A 25,207-nucleotide genomic window follows, 5' to 3' on the forward strand; every position below is an offset into this window, starting at 1 on the left:
TAGAGCGGTCTCGGTGGTCAGGGTGGTCAGGGGACCAGGACGATGCGGCCGCGCTGGCCGCCCCGGGCGAGCTGCGCGTGGGCTTCGGCGGCCTGCGACAGAGGGAACGTCCGCGCGACGCGCGGGGTGAGGACGCCGACCTCGGCGAGGGCGGAGAGGAGGGCGAGGCGGGTGGGTTCGGGGCCGGCGCCGGTGTGCCGTACGACCACGCCTCGTTCCGGGGTCGGCAGCGTGTCGATGCGCACGCTCACGTAGATGCCGCCGTCGCGTGCGGTCGCCAGCGCGGGTGCGCCGAGAGCCGCCGCGTCGAGTACGCCGTCGACGCCGTCCGGCACCAACTGACGTACAGCGGCGCCGAGTTCTTCCTCCCTCGACACGAACCAGGTGGCGCCGACACCGCGCAGGAACTCCTCGTCCTCGGGGCGGCCCTGGGCGACGGTCCGGATGCCCCGGGTCCGTGCCAGTTCGACGGCGTAGCCGCCCACGGCACCGGCGGCGCCCGTGACGAGGAGGGTGTCGCGCGGGCGCAGCGGGAGGTGGTCCAGCGCCATGTAGGCGGTCGTCGCGTTGAGCGGGATCGTCGCCGCGAGCGTCAGGTCCATGCCCTCCGGGGCGGGGGCGATGGAGTTGAGGTCGCTCACCAGGTATTCGGCCTGGGCCTTCGTGGGGCGCGCCACGGGGGCGTCGTACGCGATGACCGGCGTTCCGACCTTGAGCAGGACGCCCGGGCCGACCGCGTCGATCGTCCCGGCGGCGTCCAGACCGAGGCCCGTGAACTCGGCCCCTTCCAACGGCCCGAAGAACCCGCCCCACACGGCGGCGTCGGCGGGGTTGAGCGCGGCGGCCGCGACCTTGATGCGGACTTCGAAGGGGCCGGGTTCGGGGAGCGGGACCTCCACGACCTCGACGTCCTCGGGTCCACCGATCTTCCTGACGACTGCGGCACGCATGACCTGGCTCCTTCGTTTGCGAACTCGAACACCACAAACGCTAGGGGAGCTACGATCGATTAGTAAGTAGGCACTTCAAAGTGCGTAACGCTCCCGCTAGTGCTAGCGGTCGGTCTCTCGGGCGTCGTATCGCGCTCGCGCCTCGTCGACCTCGTCGGTCTTCAGGGCGGCCCAGTCGCGCACCTGGGACAGCAGGGCGTACAGACCCTGTCCGAGCGGGGTGAGTTCGTAGTCGACGCGTACCGGCACGGTCGGTGTGACCGTCCGGCTGACCATGCCGTCGCGTTCGAGCATGCGCAGGGTCTGGGTGAGCATCTTCTGGCTGACGCCGGGGATCTCGCGGCTGATGTGGCTGTAGCGCATCGCCTCGCCGCGGGACCCGAGCGTGCACATCGTCAGGCTCACCCACCGGTTGCTGATCGTCGAGAGCAGCGCCACCGCCGGGCAGTCCTGCATGTACGCCTCGTACGTACCCGGCTCGATCTCACGCGCCCGCGCCTGTTTCGCCGTAGTGGCCATCAAGTTCTCCCGCCAGGAGTGCAACGCACCCAAGAGTGCCTACGTACGAATCGAGCGTAACTCGCCTGGCGTCCGTGCCGTACGGCTCGGTGCGCCGGCACACCCACTGAGCGGTGTGGCGGCGCACCGAAGGGCGTGGCGTCGCGGAGTGAAGAGGATGGCTGCCGGCTACGGAGGCCGGGGCGCGCCGTGCGGTGTCGTCAGGTCGCGACGAGCGGCTTGATCAGCGGGGCGAGCGAGGGCCGGACGGTGTGGAGGTTCCGGGTGACCTCGGTCAGGTCGGCGATGAACATGCCCGCGAGTTCGGCGGTGAACCCGGTGCGCACCACCAGGCGCAGCACGGAGACGTCCTGGCAGGGGGCGGGGAAGTCGTACGCGGGCAGATGCCAGCCGCGGGCCCGCATGGCGTGGGAGACGTCGAACACCGTGAAGCCTTGCGTGCCGGGTGCCAACCGGAAGGCGAACGCCGGGAGTTCGGAGCCGTCGGTGATCAACTCGTAGGGGGCGATGGACCCGATGCGGGCGGCGAGCGCGCGGGCCGTGGTGCGGCTCTGGTCCGCGAGATTGCGCAGCCCCTCGAAGCCGTACCGGAGGAAGCTGTAGTACTGGGCGACGACATGGGCGCCCGGGCGGGAGAAGTTGAGGGTGAAGCTGGGGGAGCTGCCGCCGAGGTAGTCGACCTCGAACACCAGGTCGTTCGGGAGGGCTTCGGCGTCGCGCCACAACGCCCAGCCCAGGCCGGGGAAGACGTGCCCGTACTTGTGGCCCGAGGTGTTGATGGAGGCGACGCGTTCGAGCTGGAAGTCCCACATCAGGCCGGGGTCGAGGAACGGCGCGACCATCGCGCCGGACGCGCCGTCGACATGCACGGGGATGTCGGTGCCGGTCGCTGCCTGGTAGCCGTCCAGGGCCATGCAGATGTCCGCGACGGGCTCGTAGGAACCGTCGAACGTGGAGCCGAGGATCGTCACGACGCCGATGGTGTTGTCGTCGCAGTACGCGGTGAGCGTGTCGGGCGTGAGGTGGTAGCGGCCCGGCTCCATCGGGACGTAACGCGGCTCCACCTCGAAGTAGTTGGCGAACTTCTTCCAGCACACCTGGACGTTCGCACCCATCACGATGTTCGGTCGCGAGGTGTCCTTGCCCTGGGCGCGGCGGCGTTCCTGCCAGCGGCGCTTGAGGGCGAGCCCGCCGAGCATCGCGGCCTCGCTCGAACCGGTCGTGGAGCAGCCGCGGACCTGCTCCGGCCGCGGCGCGTGCCAGAGCCGGGCGAGCATCCGGACGCAGCGCTCCTCCATCGCCGTGATCTGCGGGTACTCGGCCCGGTCGGCGAGGTTCTTCTCGGCGGTCTCCGCCATCAACTCCCGTGCCTGCGGCTCCATCCAGGTCGTCACGAAGGTGGCGAGGTTGAGGCGGGCGTTGCCGTCGAGCATCAGCTCGTCGCGTACCCGGCGGCAGACCAGGTCGGGGGAGGAGGAGAACTCGGGCAGTTCGTCGACCGGCGTCAGCAGGTCGACCGCGGGCGGCTGCCCGACGCCGCGGGAAACGGCGAGGGTGTCGAACTCGGCTTCGGGCATGACGTCGGTATGCGGGGTGGGCATGAGTGTCTGGATGCCTTTCTGGTCCGTGCGGCCTCGTGCACTCAGACGCTAGATCGGCGGAAGACGCGGCGTATGTGCCGATTACACCGATCCAGTGATCGATTTGCGGACTGATGAACTGGATTTTCCCTTGTACATACTGGGCATTACTTTTTGCGGGACGAGAGGGGCCTGCCGGCGGTGCTGACCGGCTGGTTAGGCTCGGAGGTGTGACGTCACTTCTTGCAGGCAGCGCCTTCGACTCTCTCCGCCTCGATGCCGTGAGCGACCAGGACACGCTGCGCCAGGCCTACGAACTTCCGCACGAGGCCGCCGTACGGAAGCAGATGACCGAACTCACCGAGCAGACACGGCGGTTGATCGGCTGCTCGTCACTGGTTCTGGTCGCCAGCGCGGATGCCGAGGGCAACTGTGACGTCTCCCCGCGCGGCGGCCCCGCTGGGTTCGTGGCCGTCCTGGACGAGCGGACGCTCGCGATTCCGGACGCGACCGGCAACAAGCGGCTCGACACCCTTCAGAACGTCATCGCCACCGGGCGGGCCGGGCTGCTGTTCGTCATCCCCGGCCGCACCACCACCCTCCGGGTCAACGGCCGGGCCTGCGTCTCCACCCGCCCCGACCTCCTGGCCCAGCTGACCGCCGTGGGCAGACCGCCCGCCAGCGCGCTGGTCCTGGGGATCGAGGAGGTGTACCCACACTGCCCCAAGGCACTTCTGCGCGGCGCCGCCTGGAAGCCCGACCAGTGGCTTCCGGCGGATGCCCAGCCGACCTCGGCCGAGGTGACACTGGCGCAGCTGCGGATGCCGGAGCTGACGATCGCGGACGTGGAGCAGGCGGAGGCGGATTCCTTGAAGTACCGGTACGAGTGACGGGGTGGGCTTGCGGGGGCGGTCGTCGGAGGTCGGGGCTGCGCTGTCGCCGTGATGGGCGGTGGAGGCGACCGGTCAGCCGGTCTCGTCCGTCGCCGAGTCGAGGAGCGGGCCGAGTTCGCGGGCCACGGTCGTCAGGGCGCGGACGTCCCGCTCGGCCCGGGCGATGAGGACGGCCCCCTCCAGGGCGCTGATCATGAGCGTGGCGAGCGAACCCGCCCGCGTGCCGGGCACGCCCATGTCGACCAGGGCGCGGGCCACCGGGCCGGACCAGGTGGCGAAGGCGTCGGCCGCGGCCTGCCGGGTGGAGGCGCTTGTCTCCGCGCAGTCCACCGTCGCGGCGGCCACGGGGCAGCCGCCCGCGAAACCGGCGCTCTCGTACTCGTCGGTCCACTGGCGCACCATCTCGCCGAACAGCCCGCTGGGCGTCGGCTCGGGCAGCGCGTCGAGGAAACGGGCGACGCGCTTGCCCGCGTAGCGGCCCGCCCAGCCCACCGCCTCGTTGACCAACTGCTCCTTGCCACCGGGGAAGTAGTGCTGGAGCGAACCGCGCGGCGCGCCCGCGTGTACGGCGATCTCGCGCATGCCGGTGGAGGCGACGCCGTCGCGCCGGATGAGCTGAGCCGCGCTGAAGACCATCCGCTCGCGCGGACCGTGCCCTGACACCTCTGCCATCGCTCTCCCTGACCTCCGCCGCCACCGCTGCACGCGCTTGTCCAGGGCTCAGTCTATGACGGCTGTCATAGAATGGATTACTATGACGGCCGTCATAGTCGGCGGTGGCGGGCGGGCAGGCGAACAGGCTCCGGCTTCGCCGCCGGACGGGAACGGTGGTACATCGTGCGGTACGTGGGTTTCGTCGGCCTCGGGGTCATGGGGCAGCCCATGGCGCTCAACCTGGCCCGGGCGGGCACACCGCTCGTGGTCTGGAACCGCACGCCGGGCCGCTGTGAACCCGTGTCAGCCGCCGGGGCCGAGGTCGCGGCGGACCCAACCGAGGTCTTCGACCGGGCCGACGACATCGTGTTCCTCATGCTGGCCGACGAGACGGCCATGGACGCGGTGCTCGGCCGCGGCACCGCGGACTTCGCCGCCAGGGTCGCCAGACACACCGTCGTCCACATGGGCACGACCTCCGCCGAGTACTCGGCCGGCCTCCAGGACGACATCCGGGCCGCGGGCGGAAGATACGTCGAGGCTCCGGTCTCCGGGTCCCGAGTCCCCGCCGAACAAGGGCAGTTGGTGGGCATGCTGGCCGGGGACGCCGACGCGGTGGACGCCGTACGGCCGCTGCTCGCGCCCGTCTGCCGGGAGACGTTCGGCTGCGGTGCGGTACCAGGGGCCCTGCTGATGAAGTTCTCGGTGAACCTGTTCCTGATCACGCTCGTCACCGGACTGGCCGAGGCGTTCCACTTCGCGGACCGGCACGGGCTCGACCAGCGCCTGCTCCGGGACGTGCTGGACGCGGGACCGATGGCCAGCTCCGTCTCCCGGGTCAAGGGGCCCAAACTGGTGACCCGCGACTTCACCGTCCAGGCGGCGGCCGCCGACGTACTGAAGAACAACCGGCTGATCGCGGAGGCCGCCCGCGAGGCCGGCCTCGCCTCCCCGCTCCTCGACATCTGCCATGCCCTCTATGGCGAGACCGTCGCCCAGGGGCACGGCGGCGAGGACATGGTGGCCGTCCTGCATGCGCTGGAGACCAGGACCGAGGGCGCCGCACGACGTCCAACAGGCCGACGCCCTGAATCACGCGGTGCACCAGGTGCCGATCGGCAGTCGGATCACAGGAACTCGCTCCGGTAGTCCGACGCCAACTCGGCCGCGCGGCGGCGGCGTTCCGTGAGCTCGTCCTGGGACAGCCGCGGCGGCGGGGCGTCCTTGCCCGCGACGACAGCGCCGATGCGGGTGAAGTCCTGTGTGCCGTGGCGCTCCCCGCGGATAGGGTGGGCGATGATCGACAGGGACGGACCGGGGGAGGACGGCGGACGGCGTGGGCGGTGCCGAGGACAGCAGGAGCACGGGCACCGGGCGCCCGACGTCACGGGACGTCGCCCGGATCGCCGGTGTGTCGCACACGGCGGTGTCCTTCGTGTTCAACGGCCGCGCCGAGGGCAACCTCTCGCCCGCCACCCAGGAACGCATCCGGCAGGCCGCCGCCCAGCTGGGCTACCGCCCCGACCCGGTCGCCCGCGGACTGCGCAGGCGCCGTACGGCCGTGATCGGGCTGGTCACCGACGAGATCGCCTCCTCCCCGTTCGCCGGCCGACTGCTGCGCGGCGCGATGGAGACCGCCTGGGACAGCGACCACCTCGTCCTCACCGTCGACTCCGGCGGTGACCCGGCCAAGGAGGACGCGGCCGTCGCGGAATTGCTCGACCGGCGCGTGGACGGCATCATCTACGCGGCCATGTCACTGCGCCGCGTCCGCGTCCCCGAGGGCCTGCACCGCACCCACTCCGTGCTGGCCAACTGCCTGCCCGACGATGACTCCCTGCCCGCCGTGGTCCCCGCCGAGCGCGCCGGTGGCCGCACCGCCGCCCGGCTGCTGCTCGGCGCCGGCCACCGGCGGCTCGCCGTGATCGGCGGTCTCGACGACATCGCCTCGGTGGAACGGACCCGCGGCTTCCGGGACGCGCTGCGCGCCGAGGGCGTCACCGTGCCCGCGGAGTGGATCGTGCGCGGTGGCGGCGAGATCTCCACCGGATACGCGGGTGCGCTGCGCCTGTTCGACGGGGTCGAGCGGAGCCGTCGCCCCACCGGCGTCCTGTGCTACAACGACCGGGTCGCGGCGGGGGTCCTGCACGCCGCGACCCGGCTCGGGATCGACGTGCCCGCCGATCTGTCGGTGGTCGGCTACGACGACCAGGAGCACATGGCCGCGTTCCTCACCCCGCCGCTCACCTCCGTCGCGCTGCCGCACCGGGCGATGGGGGAGGCGGCGGCCCGGCTGCTCCTGGACGCCATCGAAGCGGGCCGTACGCCGCCCCCGACCGTACGGCGCCTGGCCGGCCCGGTGGTCAGCCGCGACTCCGTGGGTCCTGCGCCCACCCGGTGACCCGGGCGCCCGGCCCGTCGACGACCAGTTCGGCGATGTCGCCGGGGCGCCGGTAGACGCGCTCGGTGACCATGGCCCGTTCCGCGACGAAGAGTTCGAGGAGCGAGCCGTCGACGAGCAGCCGGAGCGTGAGTTCCGGCCCCTCCGGCACCCGCACGGTGATCGGGGCGGAGCCCTCCCTGCCGGTCCGGGGCCACGCGCCGCGGTCGAGGACGACGGTCCCCGAGGCAGGGTCCGCCCGGAGGGTCAGCTCCCTGCCCGTCGCGTCCCGGAGCAGGCTCACCGTGGTCGGTCCGCACGCGGTGACCGTCAGGTCGTAGGCGAGGGGGAGCGGGACCCGGCCCGGTGCGGTCACGAACGGCTCGGCCGGGCGCGGCAGTTCGAGTTCCGGGGCCGGACTCACCCGCAGCGAACCGTCGGGGTGGACGTCCATGACCCGGGGCGCGGTGAGTACGCCCGCCCAGCCGGCCCGCAGGACCTCCTCTTCCGGGCGGGCCTCCCACGACCAGCCCCACAGCAGCGCGCGGTCCGGCTCCTGGAGCACGGCGGGAGCGTAGAAGTCCCGCCCCTGGTCGAGTCGTCCACCGGAGCGCGGATCGAACCTCAATGCGCCCTGGCCGTTGCCTTCCAGACGGCCCGTCAGATATCCGGTGGAGCAGGGATCGCCGTCCCACAGGGACACCAGGAGGACGTGGTCGCCGCCCGCCGTGCGGTACAGGTGCGGGCACTCCCAGCCGACCGACTTGTCGCCGAACGCGTCGGCGGTCACCGGGTCCCTGCCGTCCAGCAGCACACCGGCGAACCGCCAGTCGGTCAGGTCGTCGCAGTCGTAGAGCAGGACCGACGGTGTGCCGTCGGCGTGACCGGCGCCCACAAGGGCCCAACGCCTGTTCGCGCGGCGGAAGATGAACGGGTCCCGGAACATCACCACGTCGAGTCCGGGGGGCGGGCCGGTCACCACCGGTGTCGGCAGCGGCTTCCACTCGGTCAGCAGCTCGTCGTCCGGGTCCGCCGCCCGCGCCAGGCAGATGGTGCCGAGCCCGGTGTGGGCGTGGTCAACTCCCGTGTACACGGCGGTCGGTGTGCCGGCGTCATCGGTCACACAGCCCGACCAGCAGCCGGCCTCGTCGGGGCCGCCGGGCGTCGGGGTGAGCGCGATCGGGTGGTGTTCCCAGTGCACGAGGTCGGTGCTGGAGGCGTGGCCCCAGTGGACGTTCGCGTGGACCGGGGCGTCCGGGTTGTGCTGGTAGAAGAGGTGGTAGCGGTCCCGCCAACGGAACGGCCCATTGGGGTCGTTGATCCAGCCGGCGGGCGGACGGACCCTGAAACGCGGCACGTTGGGGTCAGTGCTCAACGGTTGACTCCTGCGGACGTGATGCCCTCGCGGAGAGGGCGCTGGCCGACGGCGAACACGGCGACGGCGGGGAGCATCGAGAGCACGACCCCGGCCAGGACCACCGAGATGGACCCGGTGCCGAGATTGCCCTGGAGGGAGACCAGACCCAGCGGAAGCGTGTAGTTCTGGCCGGAGGTCTCCAGGATCAGCGGGCGGAAGAACTCGTTCCAGTGGTAGTTGAAGGCCAGTACGCCGACGATCGCCAGGCCGGGGGTGGCCAGCGGCGCGTACACCGAGCGGAAGATCCGCCAGGGCCCCCCGCCGTCCAGCATGGCCGCCTCGCCCAGGTCCTTCGGCATGCCGAGGAAGTACTGGCGCATCAGGAAGGTGCCGAAGGCGGTCGGGAAGGCCGGAATGATCAGGCCGAGGAGGGTGTCGGTGAGGCCCATCGTCTTCAGCACCAGGAACACCGGCACGATGGTGACCTGCAACGGCACCATCATCGTCGCCAGGACCAGGCCGAACAGCGGCCTCTTGAACCGGAACTCCAGGCGTGCGAAGGCGTAGCCGGCCAGGCCCGCCGTGATCATCTGGCCGACGGCGATCAGCGCCGTCACCAGCGTGGAGTTCAGGGCCAGCAGCCATACGTCGATCTGCTGGAAGACGCCGCGGTAGGCCGAGGCCGTCGGGTGGGTCGGGATGATCTGCGGAGGCAGGTCGAAGGACTGGGCCGGAGTGCGCAGCGAGGTGGCGACGGTCCAGATGACCGGACCCAGCGTCAGCAGGGCGCACACGGTCAGTCCGGCGACGCGGGCCCAGGGGGAGAGCGAGTGGCGTACGCGACTCATGGTCAGGGTCGGGGTTGCTTGGCTCATGCGGCTCACCGGCTCACTGGTAGTGGACGAAACGCCGGCTGAGCCGGAACTGGAGGGCGGTGACCGCCATGATCAGCGCGAAGAGCAGCACGCCCACCGCGGACGCCTCGCCGAAGTCGAGCTGCTCGAAGGCCCTTTCGTAGATCACCATCACCACGGTGCGGGTGGCGTCGCCCGGGCCTCCGTCGGTGAGGACGTAGGGCTGTTCGAAGACCTGGAGGGCGTTGATGATGCCGACCACCGACGCGACGAGCAGCGTCGGCGACAGCAGCGGCAGCGTGATGCCGAGGTGCTTGCGCAGACCGGTCGCGCCGTCGAGGGCGGCGGCCTCGTGGATCTCCTTGGGGATGTTGTTCAGACCACCGATGAACAGCAGGAACGAGAAGCCGAACTGCTGCCAGACGTAGACCAGGATCACCGTGGCCATCGCCGCGTGCTCCGAGGTCAGCCAGGGCACGGGCGCGACGCCGACCAGGCCGATCAGCCAGTTCACCACCCCGAAGTCCTGGTTGAACAGGTACTTCATCACCACCGAGATGGACGCGGCGGACAGCACCAGCGGGAAGAAGAACGCCGAACGGAACAGCGACCGCAGCCACACCGGCATCCGCCCGTTCAGCGCGAGCGCGAGCGACAGCGCGATCAGCAGTTGCAGCGTGACCGCGAGGACCATGAAGACGAGCGTGTTGCGGAAGGAGACCAGGACGGTCGAATCCGTGAACGTCGTGCGGTAGTTGGCGCCGCCGGCGAAACGGGGCGGGTCGATCACGTTCCAGTGGAACAGGCTCAGCACGACGGACCCGACGATCGGCACCACCGTGAAGACGACGATGCCGACGACCGTGGGCGCCAGGAACAGCGTGGCCAGCAGCCGGGCGCCCCGGTCGCGTACGGACGGCCGCACGGCGGCGGCGGGTGGTGCGGCGGCCCGCGGTCGTACGGCCGGGATCTGGGTGTTCGTCATACCTCACGCTCCATGGCCTGCTCCAGGTCGCCCTGCATCCGGCGCAGCGCGGGACCCACCGCACGCGGCGAGGCCAGCGCGGTGCCGGTGTACTTGAGCAGGACGTCGGTCACCTCGGCGACCTGCGGCGGCGCGGGGATCGGGCCGGTGTCGGGGAACCGGTCGAGGGTGTCGTAGAAGACCTGCCAGTGCGCCGGGCCGCTCCCGGCGTAGCGGGCGGCGTTCAGCATCGAACGCCGGGCAGGGGTGGTCTGGTTGCTCCGGAACAGCCGGGTCATGGTGTCCTTGCGGGCCGCGTACTTGATGAACTCCCAGGCGGCTTCCTGCTTCTTCGAGGTGCGCAGCAGCGCGTACCCCGCGGCGCCGAACTGGTGGCGCTGGGCGCGCCAGCGCGGGAAGTACTGCACGTCGTAGTCGCCGGCCCGCATGCCGGCCAGGTGGAGGCCGCCCGCCCAGAAGCCGCCCGCCGGAGTGACACCGACGCGGCCGGTGGAGAACACGCCGACCAGGTTGCTGCCGTTGCCGCCCTCGGGCCGGGTGCACAGGTTCTCCTGGACGAGGGAGGCGAGATAGTCGTACGCCTCCTCGACCCGGCCGGCGGTGGCCTGCGGGGTCGTCCAGCGGAAGCCGCCGCCGCGCCCCTGCCGGTCGGCGGCCGGGTAGAAGGTGTCCCACAGCCAGGAGCCGCCGGGTGCCTTCGACTCCTTCAGCAGGTTCGTGCCGTTCGCGAAGAGCCAGGGCACCACGCCGCCCCACAGGCGGTTGGTCCAGAAGTACGGCGTGAAGTGCGAGCCGCCGCCACGCTTCAGCTGCCGCAGCAGCGCGGTGAAGTCGTCGCGGCTCCAGTCGGCCGCCGGGAAGTCCGCGCCGGCCCGCTTCAGCACCTGCTTGTTCAGGTACATGTCGGCGGCGTTGAATTCCATGGGCAGCTGGTAGAGCTTGCCCTCGTACATCATCGACTCCACCAGCGAGGGGTGGACGTCGGCGAAGTACTCACGCAGCTCCGTCGCGTCGCGCCGCACCCAGCGGTCGAGGGGCACGCCGAGCTGCCGGGCGAACAACTGCACGCCCTCGGTGGCCACATACACCAGGTCGGGCGCGGTGCCCGCGGCGATCTGGGTGAGGATCTTCGCGAAGAAGTCCGACCAGTCGACGGCCTGCACCGCGTTCACCCGCAGCGGGATGTCGGGATGGAGGCGGTGGAAGCCCTTGGTGAGGGCGTCGACGGTGGCCGGGTCGAAGGCGGAGCCGAGGGTGGCGACGACGAGGGAGCCGTCGTCGCGGCCGGGGATGTCGGCTCCGGTGAGCCGGTCCCAGGACGCGGCGGTACCGGCCAGGGCGGCTGCTCCGGCCCCGTACGCGCCGTACCGCAGCAAGGTGCGGCGGGGGAGGTGCGAGTCAGTCATCGACGGGCCTAACTCGTGTTAGTTCAGGGCTGATGACCCAGATGATGGGAACGGGGGCGCGGACCTGTCAAGGGTCGGGAACGCTTGACCTTTAACGAGTTAGGTCTACAGTCCTCGTTCACACGAGCCGATTTTTCGCCCACTCTCCGCACTGTGAGCCGCACTCGCGTGCGTGACGAGCCGCCATGCGCCCTCATGGGCTGCCGCGCGCCGTCACGGGCCGCCACGAGAGGAACGATGCGTCATGCCCGGAACGTCGGGACTTTCCAGGAGATCACTGTTCGCGGGATCGGCGGCGGGCACCGCAGCCGCGCTGCTGTCCACCGGAACGGCCACGGCCGCCCCGAAGCCCAGACCCGGAGGCAAGACCGAGAAGAAGCCCAACTCGGCCGCGAGCGGGGCGAGTTACCGGGCCGCCTACCACTTCACGGTCCCCGACCAGTGGAAGAACGACCCGCAGCGACCCGTCTGGATCGACGGCGAGTACCACTACTACTACCTCTACAACGCCGACTACTTCAGCGGCGTCGTCGGCACCGCGTGGCGCCTGGCCACCACCAAGGACCTGGTCTCCTTCACCGACCGCGGGGTCGCCGTGCCCAAGGACACCACGGTCAACGGCGATCTCTGGTCGGGATCGGCGGTCGTCGACACGGGCAACACGGCCGGGTTCGGCGCGGGCGCGGTCGTCGTCATCGTCACCATGTCCCCCGGCGGCGGCACCGACCACCAGGAGCAGTTCCTGTACTACTCCACCGACGACGGTCTCACCTTCACCAACCACGGGACCGCCCCCGTCCTGCCGAACCCCGGCGTCGCCGACTTCCGCGACCCCAAGGTGATCCGCGACGAGGACCGGGGCCGCTGGGTGATGGCCCTCGCCGAGAACGACAAGGTCGGTTTCTACCACTCCGACGACCTCAAGTCCTGGACGTACGCGAACGGTTTCGTCCACGACGGCATCGGCGTCCTGGAGTGCCCCGACCTGTTCCGCATCACGGCGAGTGACGGCACCGTGAAATGGGTGCTCGGCGTGAGCGCCAACGGGAAGAGCTCGGGGCTGCCCAACACCTACGCCTACTGGACGGGTTCCTTCGACGGCAGCGCCTTCACCGCCGACACCGGCGACCCGCAGTGGCTCGACCACGGCTGGGACTGGTACGGCGCCGTCACCTTCGAGAAGCGGGACGCGAGCGGCGCGGTGGACGCGGCCGCCCGGTACGCGCTCGGCTGGGTGAACAACTGGGACTACGCCGACACCACCCCCACCATCGACTGCGACGGCTTCAACGGCACCGACTCCGTCGTCCGCGAGATCACCCTGACGAGGGCGTCCGACGGCACGTACCACCTCGTCTCCCGGCCCGTCGCCGGCCTCGACGCGCATGTCTCCCGCACGGTGAACCTGGGCGACGTGACCGTGAACGGCACGAAGGTGCTCGACTACAAGGGCATCTCCTACGAGGTGACGACCGAGATCACCTGGTCCCAACTCACCGGCGCCGGACTCCAGTTGAGGCGCTCACCCAGCGGCGGCCGGCACATCGACGCCGGGATCTACGCCGACTACGCCTTCCTCAACCGACGCAACACCGTGAACGCCGACACGTCCGGCAAGTTGCAGGAGAGCCACACCCCGTTCGACCCGTCCGCCGGCACGGTCAAGCTGCGCATCCTGGTGGACCGCACGTCCGTGGAGATGTTCGTCGACGACGGCCGCTATGTGCACACCAGTCAGGTGTTTCCGTATCTGCTGGACACCGGGCTGGCGCTGTTCACGATCGACGGCAGCGCGGTGTTCCGGAACACGGTGATACGGGAGTTCTCGGTGTGAGGTCGAGGTGTCGGGTGGAGGTGGTCGCTCGGCCCGTCGCCGGTGGACCGGCGACGGGCCTGCCCGGAGCCCCCTGCTTCCCTCGGACCGCTCAGTCGTCCAGGTGGGCGCGGAGGAGGTTGGGATCCTTGGCGGTGACGTAGGCGGCGCTCAGCACATAGACGGTGTCGCCGCGCAGGGCGACGGACGTGGGGTTCTGTAGTCCGTCGGCCTGGGTCAGCACGATGGAGTGGCTGCCGTCGGGCCGGACGAGCGCGATCTCGCTGGGGCCGTTGAGGGCGGCCAGCAACTGGTCTCCGTGGCCGGTGAAGGCGAAGTCGTCGATCCCGGTCAGGCCGGTGGCCTCGGTCCGGACCGCACCGGCGCGCCCGTCATGACGGATGGGGATGCGCAGGATCGTGCCCTTGTCGAGGTTGGTGGCCCAGACCGCCCCTCGGTGGATCTTCAGACCGTTGGCTCCGAGAAACCCGGTGGAGGCCAGTTCGGGTGCGGTGGACCAGGCAGTGGGGGTGCCGCCGGTGGTGGGCACGCTCCAGATGGTGCCCAGCACCGAGTCGGTGACGTAGAGGGTGTGGGTGCTCGCGTCCAGCGCCAGGCCGTTGGGAAGGCCGTCGGCGGGCAGCGCGGCGATGCGCTCGGGTTCGCCGCCGGGGCGCAGGCGCCACACGCCGGTGAGGTCGGAGGTGCCGGTGGCGTAGAGGAAGTACAGGGTGCCGTCGTGGGCCCGGACGATGCCGACGGTCAGGGGGAAGCCCAGGACCGGGGTGTGGACTCCGCCGTCGGCCGGCTCGGGCAGGGTGGCCAGGACCCGGATGGTGCCCTTGGGCGAGATCTCGGCGATCTGACGGCCCGCGGCGAGGGTGACGTACGCGGCGCCGTCCGGTGCCAGGGCGATGTTCTCCGGCGTCTGGCCCTTGGCCAGGTCGAAGTGTGTGGTGATCCGCGCATGGCTCAGCGGGGCGGAGACCGCCGAGGCCGAGGCCGGCGTGAGCGCCGCGGCGGTGGCCGCGACGAGGAGGGCCGCGGACAGCGCGGGTGTGGAGAGCGCGGGCGTGGAGAGCGCGCGTGTGGCGAGCTTCTTGAACATGGTTCCTTCATGGGTTTTCGGGCATGCGGCGGCGACGCGCCGACGCATGGTTCGGGTGGGTGTGCGGGTTCTGCCGGGGGCGTACGGCCCCGGGTGGACGGGCGGCGGCCGGCCGTCGCCCGTACCCGGATGGACGGGTGGACGGGTGCTCGCAGGCGCCGGCCGAGCGCGCGGTGGCGTGGTGGCGTGGTGGCGTGGTGGGGGTTCAGGCAATGCTCACCCGGGACTCCGTCCGCGCCGGGTCGGCCGCGACGGTGCTCTGGGCGAGCAGGGTCAGCGCGGCCCGGGAGGCCGAGCCCGCCTCAGTGGTGGCGACGACGATGGTGGGGCCCGGCCCGTGGCTCAGGGTCTGCTGAAGGACGGTCAGAGGACCCACCAGCGGGTGCCGCATCTCGTAGGTGGCGACGGCGCACGCCTTGACCCGATGGTCGGCCCACATCGAGGCGAACTCGCCGCTTTTCGCGCTCAGTTCACCCAGCAGCGCGTGCAACGCGGTGTCCTGCGGATGCTCGGCCGCCACCAGGCGCAGATTCCCCACCACTGCCCTGGCCTTGCTCGCCCAGTCCGAGTACAGGTCGCGGGTGTGACTGTCGAGGAACACCAGCCTGGCCATGTTGGGACGCCGGGCCGCCAGATCCGGTGCGTGCGGGTCCAGGTGCCCGGCGAACAGCGCGTGCCCCAGGCGATTCCACGCCAGCACGTCACCGCGCCGGCCGAGCACGATCGCGGGAACGTCCGCCAGCACCTCCATCAGCTGAGCCGCCGCCTCCGTCACCCGCTCCGGCGCGGGACGCCGACCCCGGGTGCGCGGCCTGTCCACCTGGGTCAGGTCGTGCAGGTACCGCCGCTCGGACTCGTCCAGCCGCAGCGCTCCGGCGATCGCGTCCAGCACCTCGGGCGAGGCGCTCAGTGACTGCCCCTGTTCGAGCCGCGTGTAGTAGGAGACGCTCACACCCGCCAGCAGCGCCAGCTCCTCGCGCCGAAGACCCGGCACACGCCGAAGGTCCCCGTAGGTGGGCATCCCGACATCCTCAGGACGCAGTTGGGAGCGCCGCGCTTGCAGGAAGTCCCCGAGCTGCGATTTTCCGGTCATGGATCCGAGTATGGGTCGACTCGAACAGCACAGCCTGCCCCAACTGTGGATAGGCACCGGCCGGTCCGGCTCCCACCTTGTACCACCGGGACGCGAGCCGCACGCCGATGGGCAGACACCCCGCGTCGGCCTCCGAGTTGGCGGCGGCGCGCGTCGCTCGGTGCCGTCCCGATCACGACCGCTTTCCTCGACTTCCCACCGAACCCGGGCGACAAGGTGGCCTTCACCTGGACGGCTTCTAGGGAAGCTGCTGCTTCACCTTCGTCTCAAGACGGTCGAGGAACACCTGTCGTGCGGCCGGCGGCAGGAAGGCCGAACGGATCGCGTTGGCGGCCAGGTGGGCGAGGGTGGGTCGATCGAGGCCGAGGTGGGCCGCGGTCGAGGCGCACGTGTCGGTGAGGTAGGACTCGAAATAGGCGGGGTCATCCGAGTGCAGCGAGACGTTCAGGCCCATCGACAGCATGGCCGGCAACGGGTGGGCGCGCAGGGACGGTACGACGTTCAGCCTCGCGTTCGACGTGGGGCACACGGTGAGCGGCGTTTCGGCGGCCGCGACGTCACGGACCAGGCGCTCGTCATCGAGAATCGCGACGCCGTGGTCGATGCGGTCGGCCTCCAGGAGTTCGAACGCCTGGCGTACGTATGCGGCGGGGCCCTCCTCACCGGCATGGACGCACGTCTTGAAGCGCTGCCGTCGAAGTTCCGCGAAGTAGCGGGTGAACTTCTCCGGCGGGTTTCCGATCTCCGCGCCCCCCAGGCCGAATCCGGCGATCCGGTCGGCCCACGGCGCGACGCTGTCCAGAAGCTCGAAGGCGTCCTTCTCGCTGCGGTGGCGGTGTGCGCTCACCAGGAGGGAAGCGCTGATCCCGGACCGTTCCCGCGCGTCCGAGATGGCGTCGAGCACGCCGTCCAGGACGGCACTTGTGGCAATACCGCGAGCCGTGAAGCTCTGCGGACCGAGGAAGATCTCGGAGTGCACGACGCCTTCCGCGTGTGCGCGCTCCAGGTAGGCGGTCGTGAGGTCGTGGAAGTCCTGCCGGGTGCACAGTACTTGGCAGCCGGCGAAGTACAGCTCAAGGAATGAGGAGAGGTTCTCGAAGCGGTAGGCGGCGCGGAGTTGGCCGGCCGTCTTCCACGGCACGGCGACGTTGTTGCGCCGGGCCAGCGTCATCAGGAGGTCGGGTTCGAGGCATCCCTCCAGGTGGACATGGAGTTCGACCTTCGGCAGATCCCGGCAGAACCGCAGTGTCCCGGCGTCGAGGGCGCCCGGTGCCGCGCGGTGCTGTGCGGGGTCGTCGCTGTTCACGGGGCGAGTCCCTTTCTGCCGAGACGGGCGGGCCGTGGGCGGGAGGACGTCAGTTGCGGCCGGCCATGACACCGCCGTCGACATCCCAGACGGCGCCGGTGACCCAGTCTGTCCGGTCGGACAGAAGGAACGCGACGGTGGCGGCGACGTCGTCGGGGGTGCCGGTCCGGCCGAGCGGGTGGAAGGTGTTGAAGCCGTCGAGTGCGGAGTCGACATCCTGCCGGGGGATGAACTCCTCGTAGATCGAGGTGCGTACGACGGCGGGGGCCACCGCGTTGACACGGATACCGTGCGGGGCGAGTTCCATGGCGAGGTGCTGGGTGAGCGAGTGGAGCCCGGCCTTGGCCATCGAGTACGCCGAGGAGGGGGTGGCGGCGACGGCCTGGTGCGCCCACATGGAGCCGATGTTGACGACGGAACCCTTCGTGCCGCGGGTGACCATGTTGGCGGCAACGGTCTGGGTGAGGAAGAAGAAGGCGCGGTTGATGGCCTGGTAGCGGTCGTAGTCGGCGTCCGTGTTCTCCAGGAAGGGCTTGGGGGCGAAGACCCCGGCCGCGTTGACCAGGAGGGTGGCGTCCGCGTGCTGTTCGGTGAGGGTCTCGCGCAGCCGCTCGACGGCCGCCGGGTCGATCAGGTCGGCCGCCAGCCCGACGGCGTGGCCGTGCACGGACAGCGCGGAGGCGGCCTCGTCGGCGCTCGCCCGCGAGCGGCCGGTGACGACCGCGCCGCCGCCTCCTTCGGCGACCATGCGGGCGACGGCCCGGCCGATGCCGCTGGTACCGCCGATGACGATGACCTTGTGACCGGTGAAGTCGAGGGTGGTGCTGGACATGTGGTGCTCCGGATGGCGAGGGTGCCGGCGGGGGACGGGGTGTGCGGTGCGGTGATCAGACGTACGGGGTGAGGACCAGGTAGCCGTCGACGCGGCTCAGCCCGTCGGCGGCGGGGTCGGGCGGGAGGGCGTGGCCGAGAGCGTCGGCACGTACCTCGCTGATCCACTGGTCGTGCTGGTACTCGTGGTTGATGAGCGCGGTCAGCAAGTGGCCGCCGACGATGGTCATTTGGTCGGGTGCGCCGACCTGCCCGGCGGCGATGGCGCCCATGCGTGCGTGGACGCGCTCGGCGACGGTGTCGCGGAAGGTGGTGAGCCGTCGGACCGTGGGCAGCGCACCGCGGAACTGCTCCGGGTTCGCCGAGTCCATGAGGCCGTCCAGTTCGGGATCGGGGCTGGGCTCGGCCGCCGTGAGGTTGCGGATCATGAAATGGGCCACGTGGGCCTGGTGGCCCAGGTGCCAGCCGATGGCGCTGGAGTTCTCGGTCGGGCGCCAGGTCACCTCGTCGGCGGTGAGGTCCTTCCAGAGGGCGTCGGTGTGGGCGCGGGCGCGGTCGTATTCGCGCAGCAGTCGATACAGTTCGTACATGGCTCCGCCAGTCGGTGATGAGGAGACGGGATGCATGCCCGGGCTCGAAGCCCGGACATCGGGCGGCACAGCGGCGGCCACCGGTGACGAGGGGAAGCCGACCGGCAGCCCTACGAGGCCGGAGGGTCAAACGCCTGGACGTAGCCCAGGGCGCCCCCGGCAGGGAAGTTCTCGTCCATGAAACGGGCTCTCGTCCCTGGTGGGGACTTCCGTGGCGGTGGCCGGGTCGGCCGGACCCACCTGCGGCGCGATCCCGGGATATGCCATGGCTATGTCCCTCTCGTGCGGTGGAGACGAAGCGAGGTGGGGGGTCCATCCTCTGCCTGGCAACTTAGGCACTCGGTCCGAGATCCGGTAGACGATCACGCTGAATCGGCCCATAGGCCGCGGTTATCGCCGTGACCGACGGTCAAGCGCCGCCGAGGACGGGCCGGTGCCACCCCCTGCGGTCTCGTACGCTGATCAGCCACGCGTGCCGGTTCCCACCCGATTGGAAGCGAAGGTCCTCGCATGCTCGATCCCACCGTGTCCGCGAGTGACCTGACCCGGGCGGAGACTCGTCTGCTGGAGCGGGCTCGCGAGGTCGCTCCGCGGGCCCTTAATCCCGTGTCGCGCTTCCACGTCGGAGCAGCCGTGCGGGCCACCGACGGGGAGTGCTACACGGGGACGTTCTTCGAGTCGTCCTCGTTCCCGCTCGGCGTGTGTGCCGAGGCCGCGGCGCTGTCCGCCGCCGTCACCGCCGGAGTCCGTGACTTCGACGCGATCGCCGTGGTGGGAGGCGACCCGCGGAAGACGGGACCAGGGCGGCCCGTCACCCCGTGCGGCGGATGCCGGCAGCGCATCTTCGATGTCACCGGCGCGCCCCGGCGGAACGTGACCGTGCTGTGCGCGGACCTGACTCTGTCGCGGATCTACCGGGTCGGCATCTCCGCGCTGCTGCCCCTGCCGTTCAGCGCGGAGGATCTGCCGTCGTCGGCCTGACCGTGCGCGTGGCACGCGAAGCCCACCGCACGCGGGTCCGGCAGGGCGCCTGCCCTCGCTGAATCCGGAGAAGGCCCCAACTGTCGCTACGACTGTGTCAGCGACGGGCGGCTGCCAGCCCGTCGGCCAGGCGGACCAGGTCGGCGCCGAGCGGGGATTCGGCGCTCCAGACCGCCTCGAAGGAGATCTGCACCTCACGGCCCTGGTCCGTCAAATGCCGGTGGGGGACGTCGGGTGAGGTGAGTTTGGAGCGGGGGACCATGGCCGATCCCAGACCCAGTCGGGTCCAGTCCTCCAGGACCTGATAGCTGGCCGCCTCGCCCGGATAAGCCCGCAGTGGCATCTCGTGCGACTGGAAGAGCTGGGCGGTGAACGTGGTCAGGCCGCAGGTGTCGGGGACGAGGATGAACTGTTCCGATCCTGCCTCCTCGAGTTCGAGAGGGGCGGTCACCTCGGGGTCGGGGGTGATGACGACGACCGGTTCGACATCGATGACCCGGTGCTCGAAGCGCGGCATCGCGCGCACGGCGGGGATCAGGATGATGTCGAGCCGGTCGGCCCGCAGACCGTCTCGCAGCTCCTGCATGTCGGCCTCGCGCAGCACGAGGTCGCGCGGGGCCGGCAGTTCGCGCACCATGCTGAAGGCCCGGGTGACCAGCGAGGAGCTGATCAGCGGGGAGAGACCCATCCGGATCTTCTGCGCGCCGGGTTCGGTGAGCCGCCTTGCTTCGACGGTGACCGCGTCCAGGGCGACCAGAGCCTGTCTGATCAGCGGCAGGATGCGGGCGCCGAAGGCGGTCTGGGTGACCCCTCGCGGCGAGCGGTCGAAGAGCCTGTCGCCCAGACGTTCCTCCAGCTTGGCGATGCCATTGGACAGGGCGGGCTGGGTGACGCCGTACGCCCTGGCGGCGGCGCTGAAGGACTTGGTCTCGGCGACCGCGTGCGCGTACCGGAGCCCTTCGAGGTTCACGCGTTCCGCCATAGCCGTTCCTTATCGCCGCATTCACTGATGTCTCCCACCGGGCCACTCAGCCAGTGCCTACGGTGAGAGCCGTGCTGATCCAGCATAAGCATCTCCTATAGGCGCGGACAGCTCAGGGAAAGGGGTGAGGGCCATGTCGGACACCTCTGTGACGATGGTCGTGAACGAGCCTCGGGGGGTTGTGCGCTCATCCATCGGGACACCCGCTCCGCCCGCCGCCCGGTGGGTGCGCGTGTCGGTCACCGCGAGCGGTGTGTGCAACGCCGACATCGCCACCGCCGCGGCCACCGGCCCGGGCACCGCCTTCCCGGTCACCCCGGGGCATGAGGCAGCCGGTGTCATCGCCGAGGTGGGTGATCAGGTGGAGGGCTGGTCGGTCGGGGACCGGGTCGCCGTCGGCTGGTTCGGCGGCAGCTGCGGGCACTGCTCGTTCTGCCGGACAGGTGACGTCGTCCACTGTCCTGAACGCAAGGTTCCCGGGCTGTCCTACCCCGGCGGGTGGGCCCAGAGCATCACGGTGCCCGCCGACGCCCTCGCACGTGTCCCCGACGAGCTCGACCTGTTCGACGCGGCCCCCTTCGGCTGTGCCGGCGTGACCACCTTCAACGCCGTGCGCGCGGCACGCGTCCGTGCCGGGGGACGGGTCGCCGTGTTCGGCATCGGCGGGCTGGGGCATCTCGCCCTGCAGTTCGCGGCCGGCCTCGGCTACGAGGCCGTCGCCATAGCCCGTGGAGCGGAACGCGGGCCGCTCAGCCGGGCTCTCGGCGCCCGGCACTACATCGACAGCGATGCGCACGCCCCCGGAGCCGCCCTGAAGGAAATCGGCGGCGCCGACCTCATCGTCTACACCGCCTCCTCCACCGCCCCGGTGAATGAACTGCTCACCGGGCTGAACACCCATGGGCAGCTCACCCTGGTCGGAGTCGACGCGGGCTCGCTCACCGTCCCAGTAGCCCAGCTGGTCATGAACGCCCACACCGTCACCGGCCACCTCACCGGAAGCGCACAGGAGACGGAGCAGGCCATGGAGTTCGCCGTCGCCCACGACATCCGTCCCATGATCGAGCGCATGCCGCTGGAACAAGCCGGCGACGCGGTGACCCGGCTGCGCGCCGGAGCGCCGCGTTTCCGCATCGTGCTGGACGCGGGCGGCGAGTGACCTTCCTTGTCACCCGTCGACTCCCTGTACCCGTCGACTGCCTGGCACGCAGCAACTCCTTGGGCACCCGTCGACTTCGCCGAAATGCTCGCGCGCACGATCCGCCCGGGAGCCGAAGGACCCACGAAGGACCCACGAAGGACCTACGCGACGACGTGCCTGCTCCTCTCACGCGCCGACGACCGCATCAGGACGCGGACCGCGATGCGGGAAACGGACATTGACTGTTTGCTATAGCAGGAGGCATTCTGGCCGCATGAGCACCGACGCCCTCGGCCCCATGGAGACCATGTCGCTGGCCGACCAGGCCTACCAGCAGTTGCGGAACGCGATCCGTGAGGGCGTCCTTCGGCCGGGCGAGAAGATCACCGAACGTGATCTCGCCGCCCGGCTGGGGGTGAGTCCCACCCCGATCCGCGAAGCGCTGCGCCAACTGGTGCACGAGAAGGTCGTCGAGCGGGCGGGCCCGCGCGCCCTGCGGATCGCCGACCACTCCAGGGCCGCCCGTTCCGAGATCGTGGAGGCCGAGGTCCGCCTCTCCGCGCTCATGGCCCGCCTGGCCGCCCGCAACGCCACGGCCGAACAGCTCACGGACCTGGTCTCGCTGCTCGCGCAGACCGACCTGATCGTGGCCGACGTCGAGGAGACCGTCGCCGAGCGCGGCCAGGAAGCCGATGTCGCGGACCAGTTGACGGCCGTATTCCACAAGCTGCGCCTCTTCCACCAACAGGTGGAGGCGTGCGTCGGCAACCCCGTCCTGGAAGGACTGCTGGCCCAGGCCCGCGCCTTCAGCGACGAGGAACGGCTCGATCTCACCCTCAAGATCGTGCCCGAGCGGGGCGACGCCTTCCGTGCCCGCTATCGCGAGCACCGCTACCTGCTGGACGCCCTCCTCGAACGGGACGAGAGCCGAGCTGAGGAACTTGCCGCACGACACCACCGCGCCGCCCTGGTCCAGCTCTCCAGTACCTGACCCTCAGCTGCCTGTCCGTCACCCGGCGCTGGGACGCGTCCGACGGCACGGGCATGCCTATTGCTATAGCATGTAGCACAGGAGTCGCCATGATGCCCGATTCCCCGCCCGCCCCCAGCGCGGCCCCGACATCGGCCCCCGCCACGGGCGAGCGCCTGAACCGCGGCGCGGTGCTGTGGGTGGCCTTGGCCGTCTTCGCCCAGGAGGCGGTCTGGAACTTCTACGACGCCCAGGTCCCCGAGCAGCTGCGGCACTACTTCTCCTCCGCGGGCGTGATCGGACTGGTCATGGGCCTGGACCACTCCTGGGGCATCTTCACCCAACCCTGGGTCGGGTTCTACTCCGACGGACTCGCCCGCCGCCGTACCGGCCGATGGCCCATCGTGCTGGTCGGCGCGGTCATCGCCACCGTGCCGTTCGCCCTCATCCCCTGGGCGACGAACCTGCCCGCCCTGCTCGCCTGCGTCGTGGGGTTCGCGGCGATCGCCAACGCGTTCAAAGGCGTCACCGAAACCCTCATCTCCGACTACGTCACACCAGGCAACCGCAGCAAGGCCCAGGGCTTCATCAAGGCGGGCGTCAGCCTCACCATCGTCGTGTCCTCGCTGATCAGCCTGCTCGTCGTCGACCGCAGCCTCCACCTCGCCTTCGCCATCCCACCGCTGCTGATGCTGACCATGCTGGGACTGTCCTGGGCCTTCCTGGGACGCCACCACCGCGACGCCGCACTCCCCGAGGATCAGACCGAGGAACAGACCGAGGGCGAACGCGAGTTCACCACCCCCTGGGCCGTCCTCAAGGACGCGCTGCGCTCCCCGTCCACCCCCACCCTGCTGCTGATGGTCGGCATCTTCTGCTTCGCCGGCATGTGGTCGGCACTGCGCTCGCTCATGACCCCCTACGGCACACAGGTGCTCGGCCTGACCCGAGGCGAGGCCGGCGGACTGACCCTGCCCGGCGCCGTCGCCTTCCTCGTCTGCGTACTGCCGATCGCCTACCTCTCCAACCGGCTCGGGCAACTGCGCGCCATGCGTCACGGCGTCGCCCTCTTCATCGCCGGACTGCTCGTCGGATTCGCCTGGCCCAGCGTGCCCGGCACCATCGCGTCGATGATCCTCTCCTCCCTCGGGTACGCCTCGTTCGCGGTCAACGCGCTGGTCGCCCTGTGGAAGCTGGCCCCGACCCACAAGGTGCTGGGCACCTACACCGCCCTCTACACGATCGCCTCGGCCTCCGGCATGGCCCTCGGCCCGGCCATCCTCGGCACCACGATCGACCTCACCAGCTGGCGCTACATGCTCCTGAACGCCGCCGTGTTCGCCGGCATCACCTTCGCTGTCTTCACCCGCCTGGCCCGCCGAGTCCCCGACCGCACGGCCGCCTGACTCCTCGACACCCCGCTCCAGAACGCGCATCGGAAGGCACCACCCCATGGAAATCCGCATCCTGGCCCCCACCGGAGCCCTCGGCGCCGGATTCGACGCCGACGCCTTCGAACGCGGCGTCGCGGCCCACCCGGACGTGATCGCCTGCGACGCGGGATCGACCGACTCGGGCCCTGCCGCCCTGGGCTCCGGCACCCCGAAGCTGTCCGCCCAAGCCGTCACACGCGATCTGCGCCTCCTCCTGAAGGCCCGTGACCGGCTGGGCGTACCGTTGATCATCGGTTCCTGCGGCACCTCCGGCCGGGATGCCGGAGTCGACTGGGTCGCCGACATCGCCCGCACCGTCGCAGCCGAGGAGAACCTGCATTTCAAGCTCGGCCTGATCTACTCCGACCAGCCCGCCGGCCGCCTCCAGGACCTCTACGACGCCGACCGCATCCGGCCGCTCGCCCACGCACCGGAAATCGACCGGGACCTGTTCGAGCGCGGCCACACCGTCGCGATGATGGGCGTCGAACCCATCCAGGAAGCCCTCGCCGACGACTGCGATGTCATCCTCGCCGGACGGGCCAGTGACACCGCCCTGTTCGCGGCCCTGCCCCAGCTGAAGGGCGCCGACCCCGGGCTGACCTGGCACATGGCCAAGACCGTCGAGTGCGGCGCCGCCTGCGCGATCCCACCGTCCGCCAACGGACTCCTCGCCACACTGCGGGACGACCACTTCGACGTCACCACCCTGGCCACCGGCAGCCGGCTGACCCCGCGGTCGGTCGCCGCGCACACCCTGTACGAGAACGCCGACCCGTTCCGCATCGCCGAACCCTCCGGAGTCCTGGACACCACCGACGCCACCTACGAGGCGGTCGACGAACGGACCGTCCGGGTACGCGGCGCCCGCTACATCCCGGCCGACGGCTACACCAACAAGCTCGAAGGCGCCGAACTCGTCGGCTACCAGACCGTCATCTTCGGTGGCGTCCGCGACCGCGTCGTCATCGACGCCCTCCCCAAGCTCCTGCCGATGGCCCAGCAGTACTTCGACGCCAAGATCCTCGACGTCTTCAACGGCACCGTGGACCCCGCCGACATCGACATCGACTACCGCCTCTACGGCGCCGGAGCGGTCCTTGCCGGCAGTGAACCCGACCCGCTGACGCCCCGCGAACTCGGTGTCCTGATCACCGTCACCGCTCCCGACCAGGAGACCGCCCACGCGATCGCCACGTTCGTCGCCCACGCCAGCAGCCACCTGCCCATCGCCCAGTACGACGGCCTGGTCTCCACCCTCGCCTACCCCTACTCACCGCCCGAGACGGACCGCGGCGCGCTGTACCGCTTCGCCCTCAACCACGTCGCCACCGGCGTCACCCCGACCGAACTGTTCCGCACCACCAGCGAGGAGCTGTAA

Annotated in this window: 23 protein-coding genes; 9 read left to right on the forward strand and 14 right to left on the reverse strand. The window is 70.5% G+C overall.

The window, feature by feature from the left end; translation table 11 throughout:
* Positions 1-26: 26 nt before the first annotated feature.
* The 3 genes from ACIRB1_RS34890 to ACIRB1_RS34900 all read right to left on the reverse strand — a co-directional run bounded on the left by ACIRB1_RS34890 (position 27) and on the right by ACIRB1_RS34900 (position 3,070).
* Positions 27-950, reverse strand: a complete 924-nt coding sequence (locus tag ACIRB1_RS34890) for an NADP-dependent oxidoreductase (protein WP_403468259.1) — start codon at positions 948-950, stop codon at positions 27-29.
* Between the two features lie 102 nt (positions 951-1,052).
* Positions 1,053-1,469 carry a winged helix-turn-helix transcriptional regulator gene (locus tag ACIRB1_RS34895; protein WP_403468260.1) on the reverse strand — a complete coding sequence of 139 codons (417 nt, stop codon included), beginning with the start codon at positions 1,467-1,469 and terminating at the stop codon, positions 1,053-1,055.
* A 200-nt stretch (positions 1,470-1,669) separates the two neighbouring features.
* The gene (locus ACIRB1_RS34900; RefSeq protein WP_403468261.1) at positions 1,670-3,070 is read right to left on the reverse strand and encodes a glutamate decarboxylase; all 1,401 of its coding nucleotides are present in this window, start codon (positions 3,068-3,070) and stop codon (positions 1,670-1,672) included.
* Positions 3,071-3,279: 209 nt separating this feature from the next.
* Between ACIRB1_RS34900 and ACIRB1_RS34905 the strand changes: the two genes are divergently transcribed.
* Positions 3,280-3,939: an MSMEG_1061 family FMN-dependent PPOX-type flavoprotein gene (locus tag ACIRB1_RS34905; protein WP_403468262.1), complete on the forward strand. Its 660-nt coding sequence runs from the start codon at positions 3,280-3,282 to the stop codon at positions 3,937-3,939.
* A 75-nt stretch (positions 3,940-4,014) separates the two neighbouring features.
* On the opposite strand, the gene ACIRB1_RS34910 is transcribed toward ACIRB1_RS34905, so the two are convergent.
* Complete coding sequence (locus tag ACIRB1_RS34910) at positions 4,015-4,614, reverse strand: TetR/AcrR family transcriptional regulator (RefSeq protein WP_403468263.1); 600 nt, start codon at positions 4,612-4,614, stop codon at positions 4,015-4,017.
* A 165-nt stretch (positions 4,615-4,779) separates the two neighbouring features.
* On the opposite strand from ACIRB1_RS34910, the gene ACIRB1_RS34915 reads away from it, so the two are divergent.
* Both ACIRB1_RS34915 and ACIRB1_RS34920 read left to right on the forward strand, forming a co-directional pair.
* Positions 4,780-5,745, forward strand: a complete 966-nt coding sequence (locus tag ACIRB1_RS34915) for an NAD(P)-dependent oxidoreductase (protein ID WP_403468264.1) — start codon at positions 4,780-4,782, stop codon at positions 5,743-5,745.
* Positions 5,746-5,932: 187 nt separating this feature from the next.
* Positions 5,933-6,997, forward strand: coding sequence for a LacI family DNA-binding transcriptional regulator (locus tag ACIRB1_RS34920; RefSeq protein WP_403468265.1), 1,065 nt, complete (start codon positions 5,933-5,935; stop codon positions 6,995-6,997).
* On the opposite strand, the gene ACIRB1_RS34925 is transcribed toward ACIRB1_RS34920, so the two are convergent.
* The 4 genes from ACIRB1_RS34925 to ACIRB1_RS34940 are packed head-to-tail and all read right to left on the reverse strand — an operon-like array spanning position 6,960 to position 11,578.
* On the reverse strand, positions 6,960-8,351 hold the full coding sequence (locus tag ACIRB1_RS34925; RefSeq protein ID WP_403468266.1) for a glycoside hydrolase family 32 protein: 1,392 nt from the start codon (positions 8,349-8,351) through the stop codon (positions 6,960-6,962). The two genes, ACIRB1_RS34920 and ACIRB1_RS34925, sit on opposite strands and share 38 nt — an antisense overlap.
* Positions 8,348-9,208 (reverse strand): carbohydrate ABC transporter permease, encoded by an 861-nt coding sequence (locus ACIRB1_RS34930; protein WP_403468267.1) that lies wholly within the window; start codon positions 9,206-9,208, stop codon positions 8,348-8,350. Before ACIRB1_RS34930 ends, ACIRB1_RS34925 begins: the two co-directional genes overlap by 4 nt.
* Positions 9,209-9,221: 13 nt before the next feature.
* Positions 9,222-10,172 carry a carbohydrate ABC transporter permease gene (locus ACIRB1_RS34935; protein WP_403468268.1) on the reverse strand — a complete coding sequence of 317 codons (951 nt, stop codon included), beginning with the start codon at positions 10,170-10,172 and terminating at the stop codon, positions 9,222-9,224.
* On the reverse strand, positions 10,169-11,578 hold the full coding sequence (locus ACIRB1_RS34940) for an extracellular solute-binding protein (protein WP_403468269.1): 1,410 nt from the start codon (positions 11,576-11,578) through the stop codon (positions 10,169-10,171). Before ACIRB1_RS34940 ends, ACIRB1_RS34935 begins: the two co-directional genes overlap by 4 nt.
* A gap of 244 nt (positions 11,579-11,822) precedes the next feature.
* Here ACIRB1_RS34940 and ACIRB1_RS34945 point away from each other — a divergent pair, with 244 nt between their 5' ends.
* On the forward strand, positions 11,823-13,412 hold the full coding sequence (locus ACIRB1_RS34945) for a glycoside hydrolase family 32 protein (RefSeq protein WP_403468270.1): 1,590 nt from the start codon (positions 11,823-11,825) through the stop codon (positions 13,410-13,412).
* Positions 13,413-13,503: 91 nt separating this feature from the next.
* Here the strand turns inward: ACIRB1_RS34945 and ACIRB1_RS34950 are convergent, their stop codons facing one another.
* From ACIRB1_RS34950 to ACIRB1_RS34970, 5 genes are all read right to left on the reverse strand, one after another.
* Complete coding sequence (locus tag ACIRB1_RS34950) at positions 13,504-14,499, reverse strand: SMP-30/gluconolactonase/LRE family protein (protein WP_403468271.1); 996 nt, start codon at positions 14,497-14,499, stop codon at positions 13,504-13,506.
* Between the two features lie 205 nt (positions 14,500-14,704).
* Positions 14,705-15,592, reverse strand: coding sequence for a helix-turn-helix domain-containing protein (locus tag ACIRB1_RS34955; RefSeq protein ID WP_403468272.1), 888 nt, complete (start codon positions 15,590-15,592; stop codon positions 14,705-14,707).
* Positions 15,593-15,830: 238 nt separating this feature from the next.
* Positions 15,831-16,898, reverse strand: coding sequence for an adenosine deaminase (gene add, locus ACIRB1_RS34960; RefSeq protein ID WP_403468273.1), 1,068 nt, complete (start codon positions 16,896-16,898; stop codon positions 15,831-15,833).
* Between the two features lie 49 nt (positions 16,899-16,947).
* Positions 16,948-17,730, reverse strand: coding sequence for an SDR family NAD(P)-dependent oxidoreductase (locus ACIRB1_RS34965; RefSeq protein WP_403468274.1), 783 nt, complete (start codon positions 17,728-17,730; stop codon positions 16,948-16,950).
* Positions 17,731-17,785: 55 nt separating this feature from the next.
* Entirely contained in the window at positions 17,786-18,319 is a 534-nt protein-coding gene (locus ACIRB1_RS34970; protein ID WP_403468275.1) for a DinB family protein, read from the reverse strand.
* A 510-nt stretch (positions 18,320-18,829) separates the two neighbouring features.
* Here ACIRB1_RS34970 and ACIRB1_RS34975 point away from each other — a divergent pair.
* Positions 18,830-19,300 (forward strand): cytidine deaminase, encoded by a 471-nt coding sequence (locus ACIRB1_RS34975; protein ID WP_403468276.1) that lies wholly within the window; start codon positions 18,830-18,832, stop codon positions 19,298-19,300.
* A 97-nt stretch (positions 19,301-19,397) separates the two neighbouring features.
* Here ACIRB1_RS34975 and ACIRB1_RS34980 read toward each other — a convergent pair whose 3' ends face one another.
* Positions 19,398-20,282: a LysR family transcriptional regulator gene (locus tag ACIRB1_RS34980; protein WP_403468277.1), complete on the reverse strand. Its 885-nt coding sequence runs from the start codon at positions 20,280-20,282 to the stop codon at positions 19,398-19,400.
* A 133-nt stretch (positions 20,283-20,415) separates the two neighbouring features.
* Between ACIRB1_RS34980 and ACIRB1_RS34985 the strand changes: the two genes are divergently transcribed.
* From ACIRB1_RS34985 to ACIRB1_RS35000, 4 genes are all read left to right on the forward strand, one after another.
* The gene (locus tag ACIRB1_RS34985; RefSeq protein WP_403468278.1) at positions 20,416-21,441 is read left to right on the forward strand and encodes an alcohol dehydrogenase catalytic domain-containing protein; all 1,026 of its coding nucleotides are present in this window, start codon (positions 20,416-20,418) and stop codon (positions 21,439-21,441) included.
* Between the two features lie 256 nt (positions 21,442-21,697).
* Entirely contained in the window at positions 21,698-22,414 is a 717-nt protein-coding gene (locus tag ACIRB1_RS34990; protein WP_403468279.1) for a GntR family transcriptional regulator, read from the forward strand.
* A gap of 89 nt (positions 22,415-22,503) precedes the next feature.
* Positions 22,504-23,799 carry an MFS transporter gene (locus tag ACIRB1_RS34995; protein WP_403468280.1) on the forward strand — a complete coding sequence of 432 codons (1,296 nt, stop codon included), beginning with the start codon at positions 22,504-22,506 and terminating at the stop codon, positions 23,797-23,799.
* Between the two features lie 46 nt (positions 23,800-23,845).
* The gene (locus tag ACIRB1_RS35000; protein WP_403468281.1) at positions 23,846-25,207 is read left to right on the forward strand and encodes an acyclic terpene utilization AtuA family protein; all 1,362 of its coding nucleotides are present in this window, start codon (positions 23,846-23,848) and stop codon (positions 25,205-25,207) included.

The organism is Streptomyces sp. NPDC096013, from assembly GCF_044763565.1.
In the GTDB taxonomy this organism is placed as follows: Bacteria; Actinomycetota; Actinomycetes; order Streptomycetales; family Streptomycetaceae; genus Streptomyces.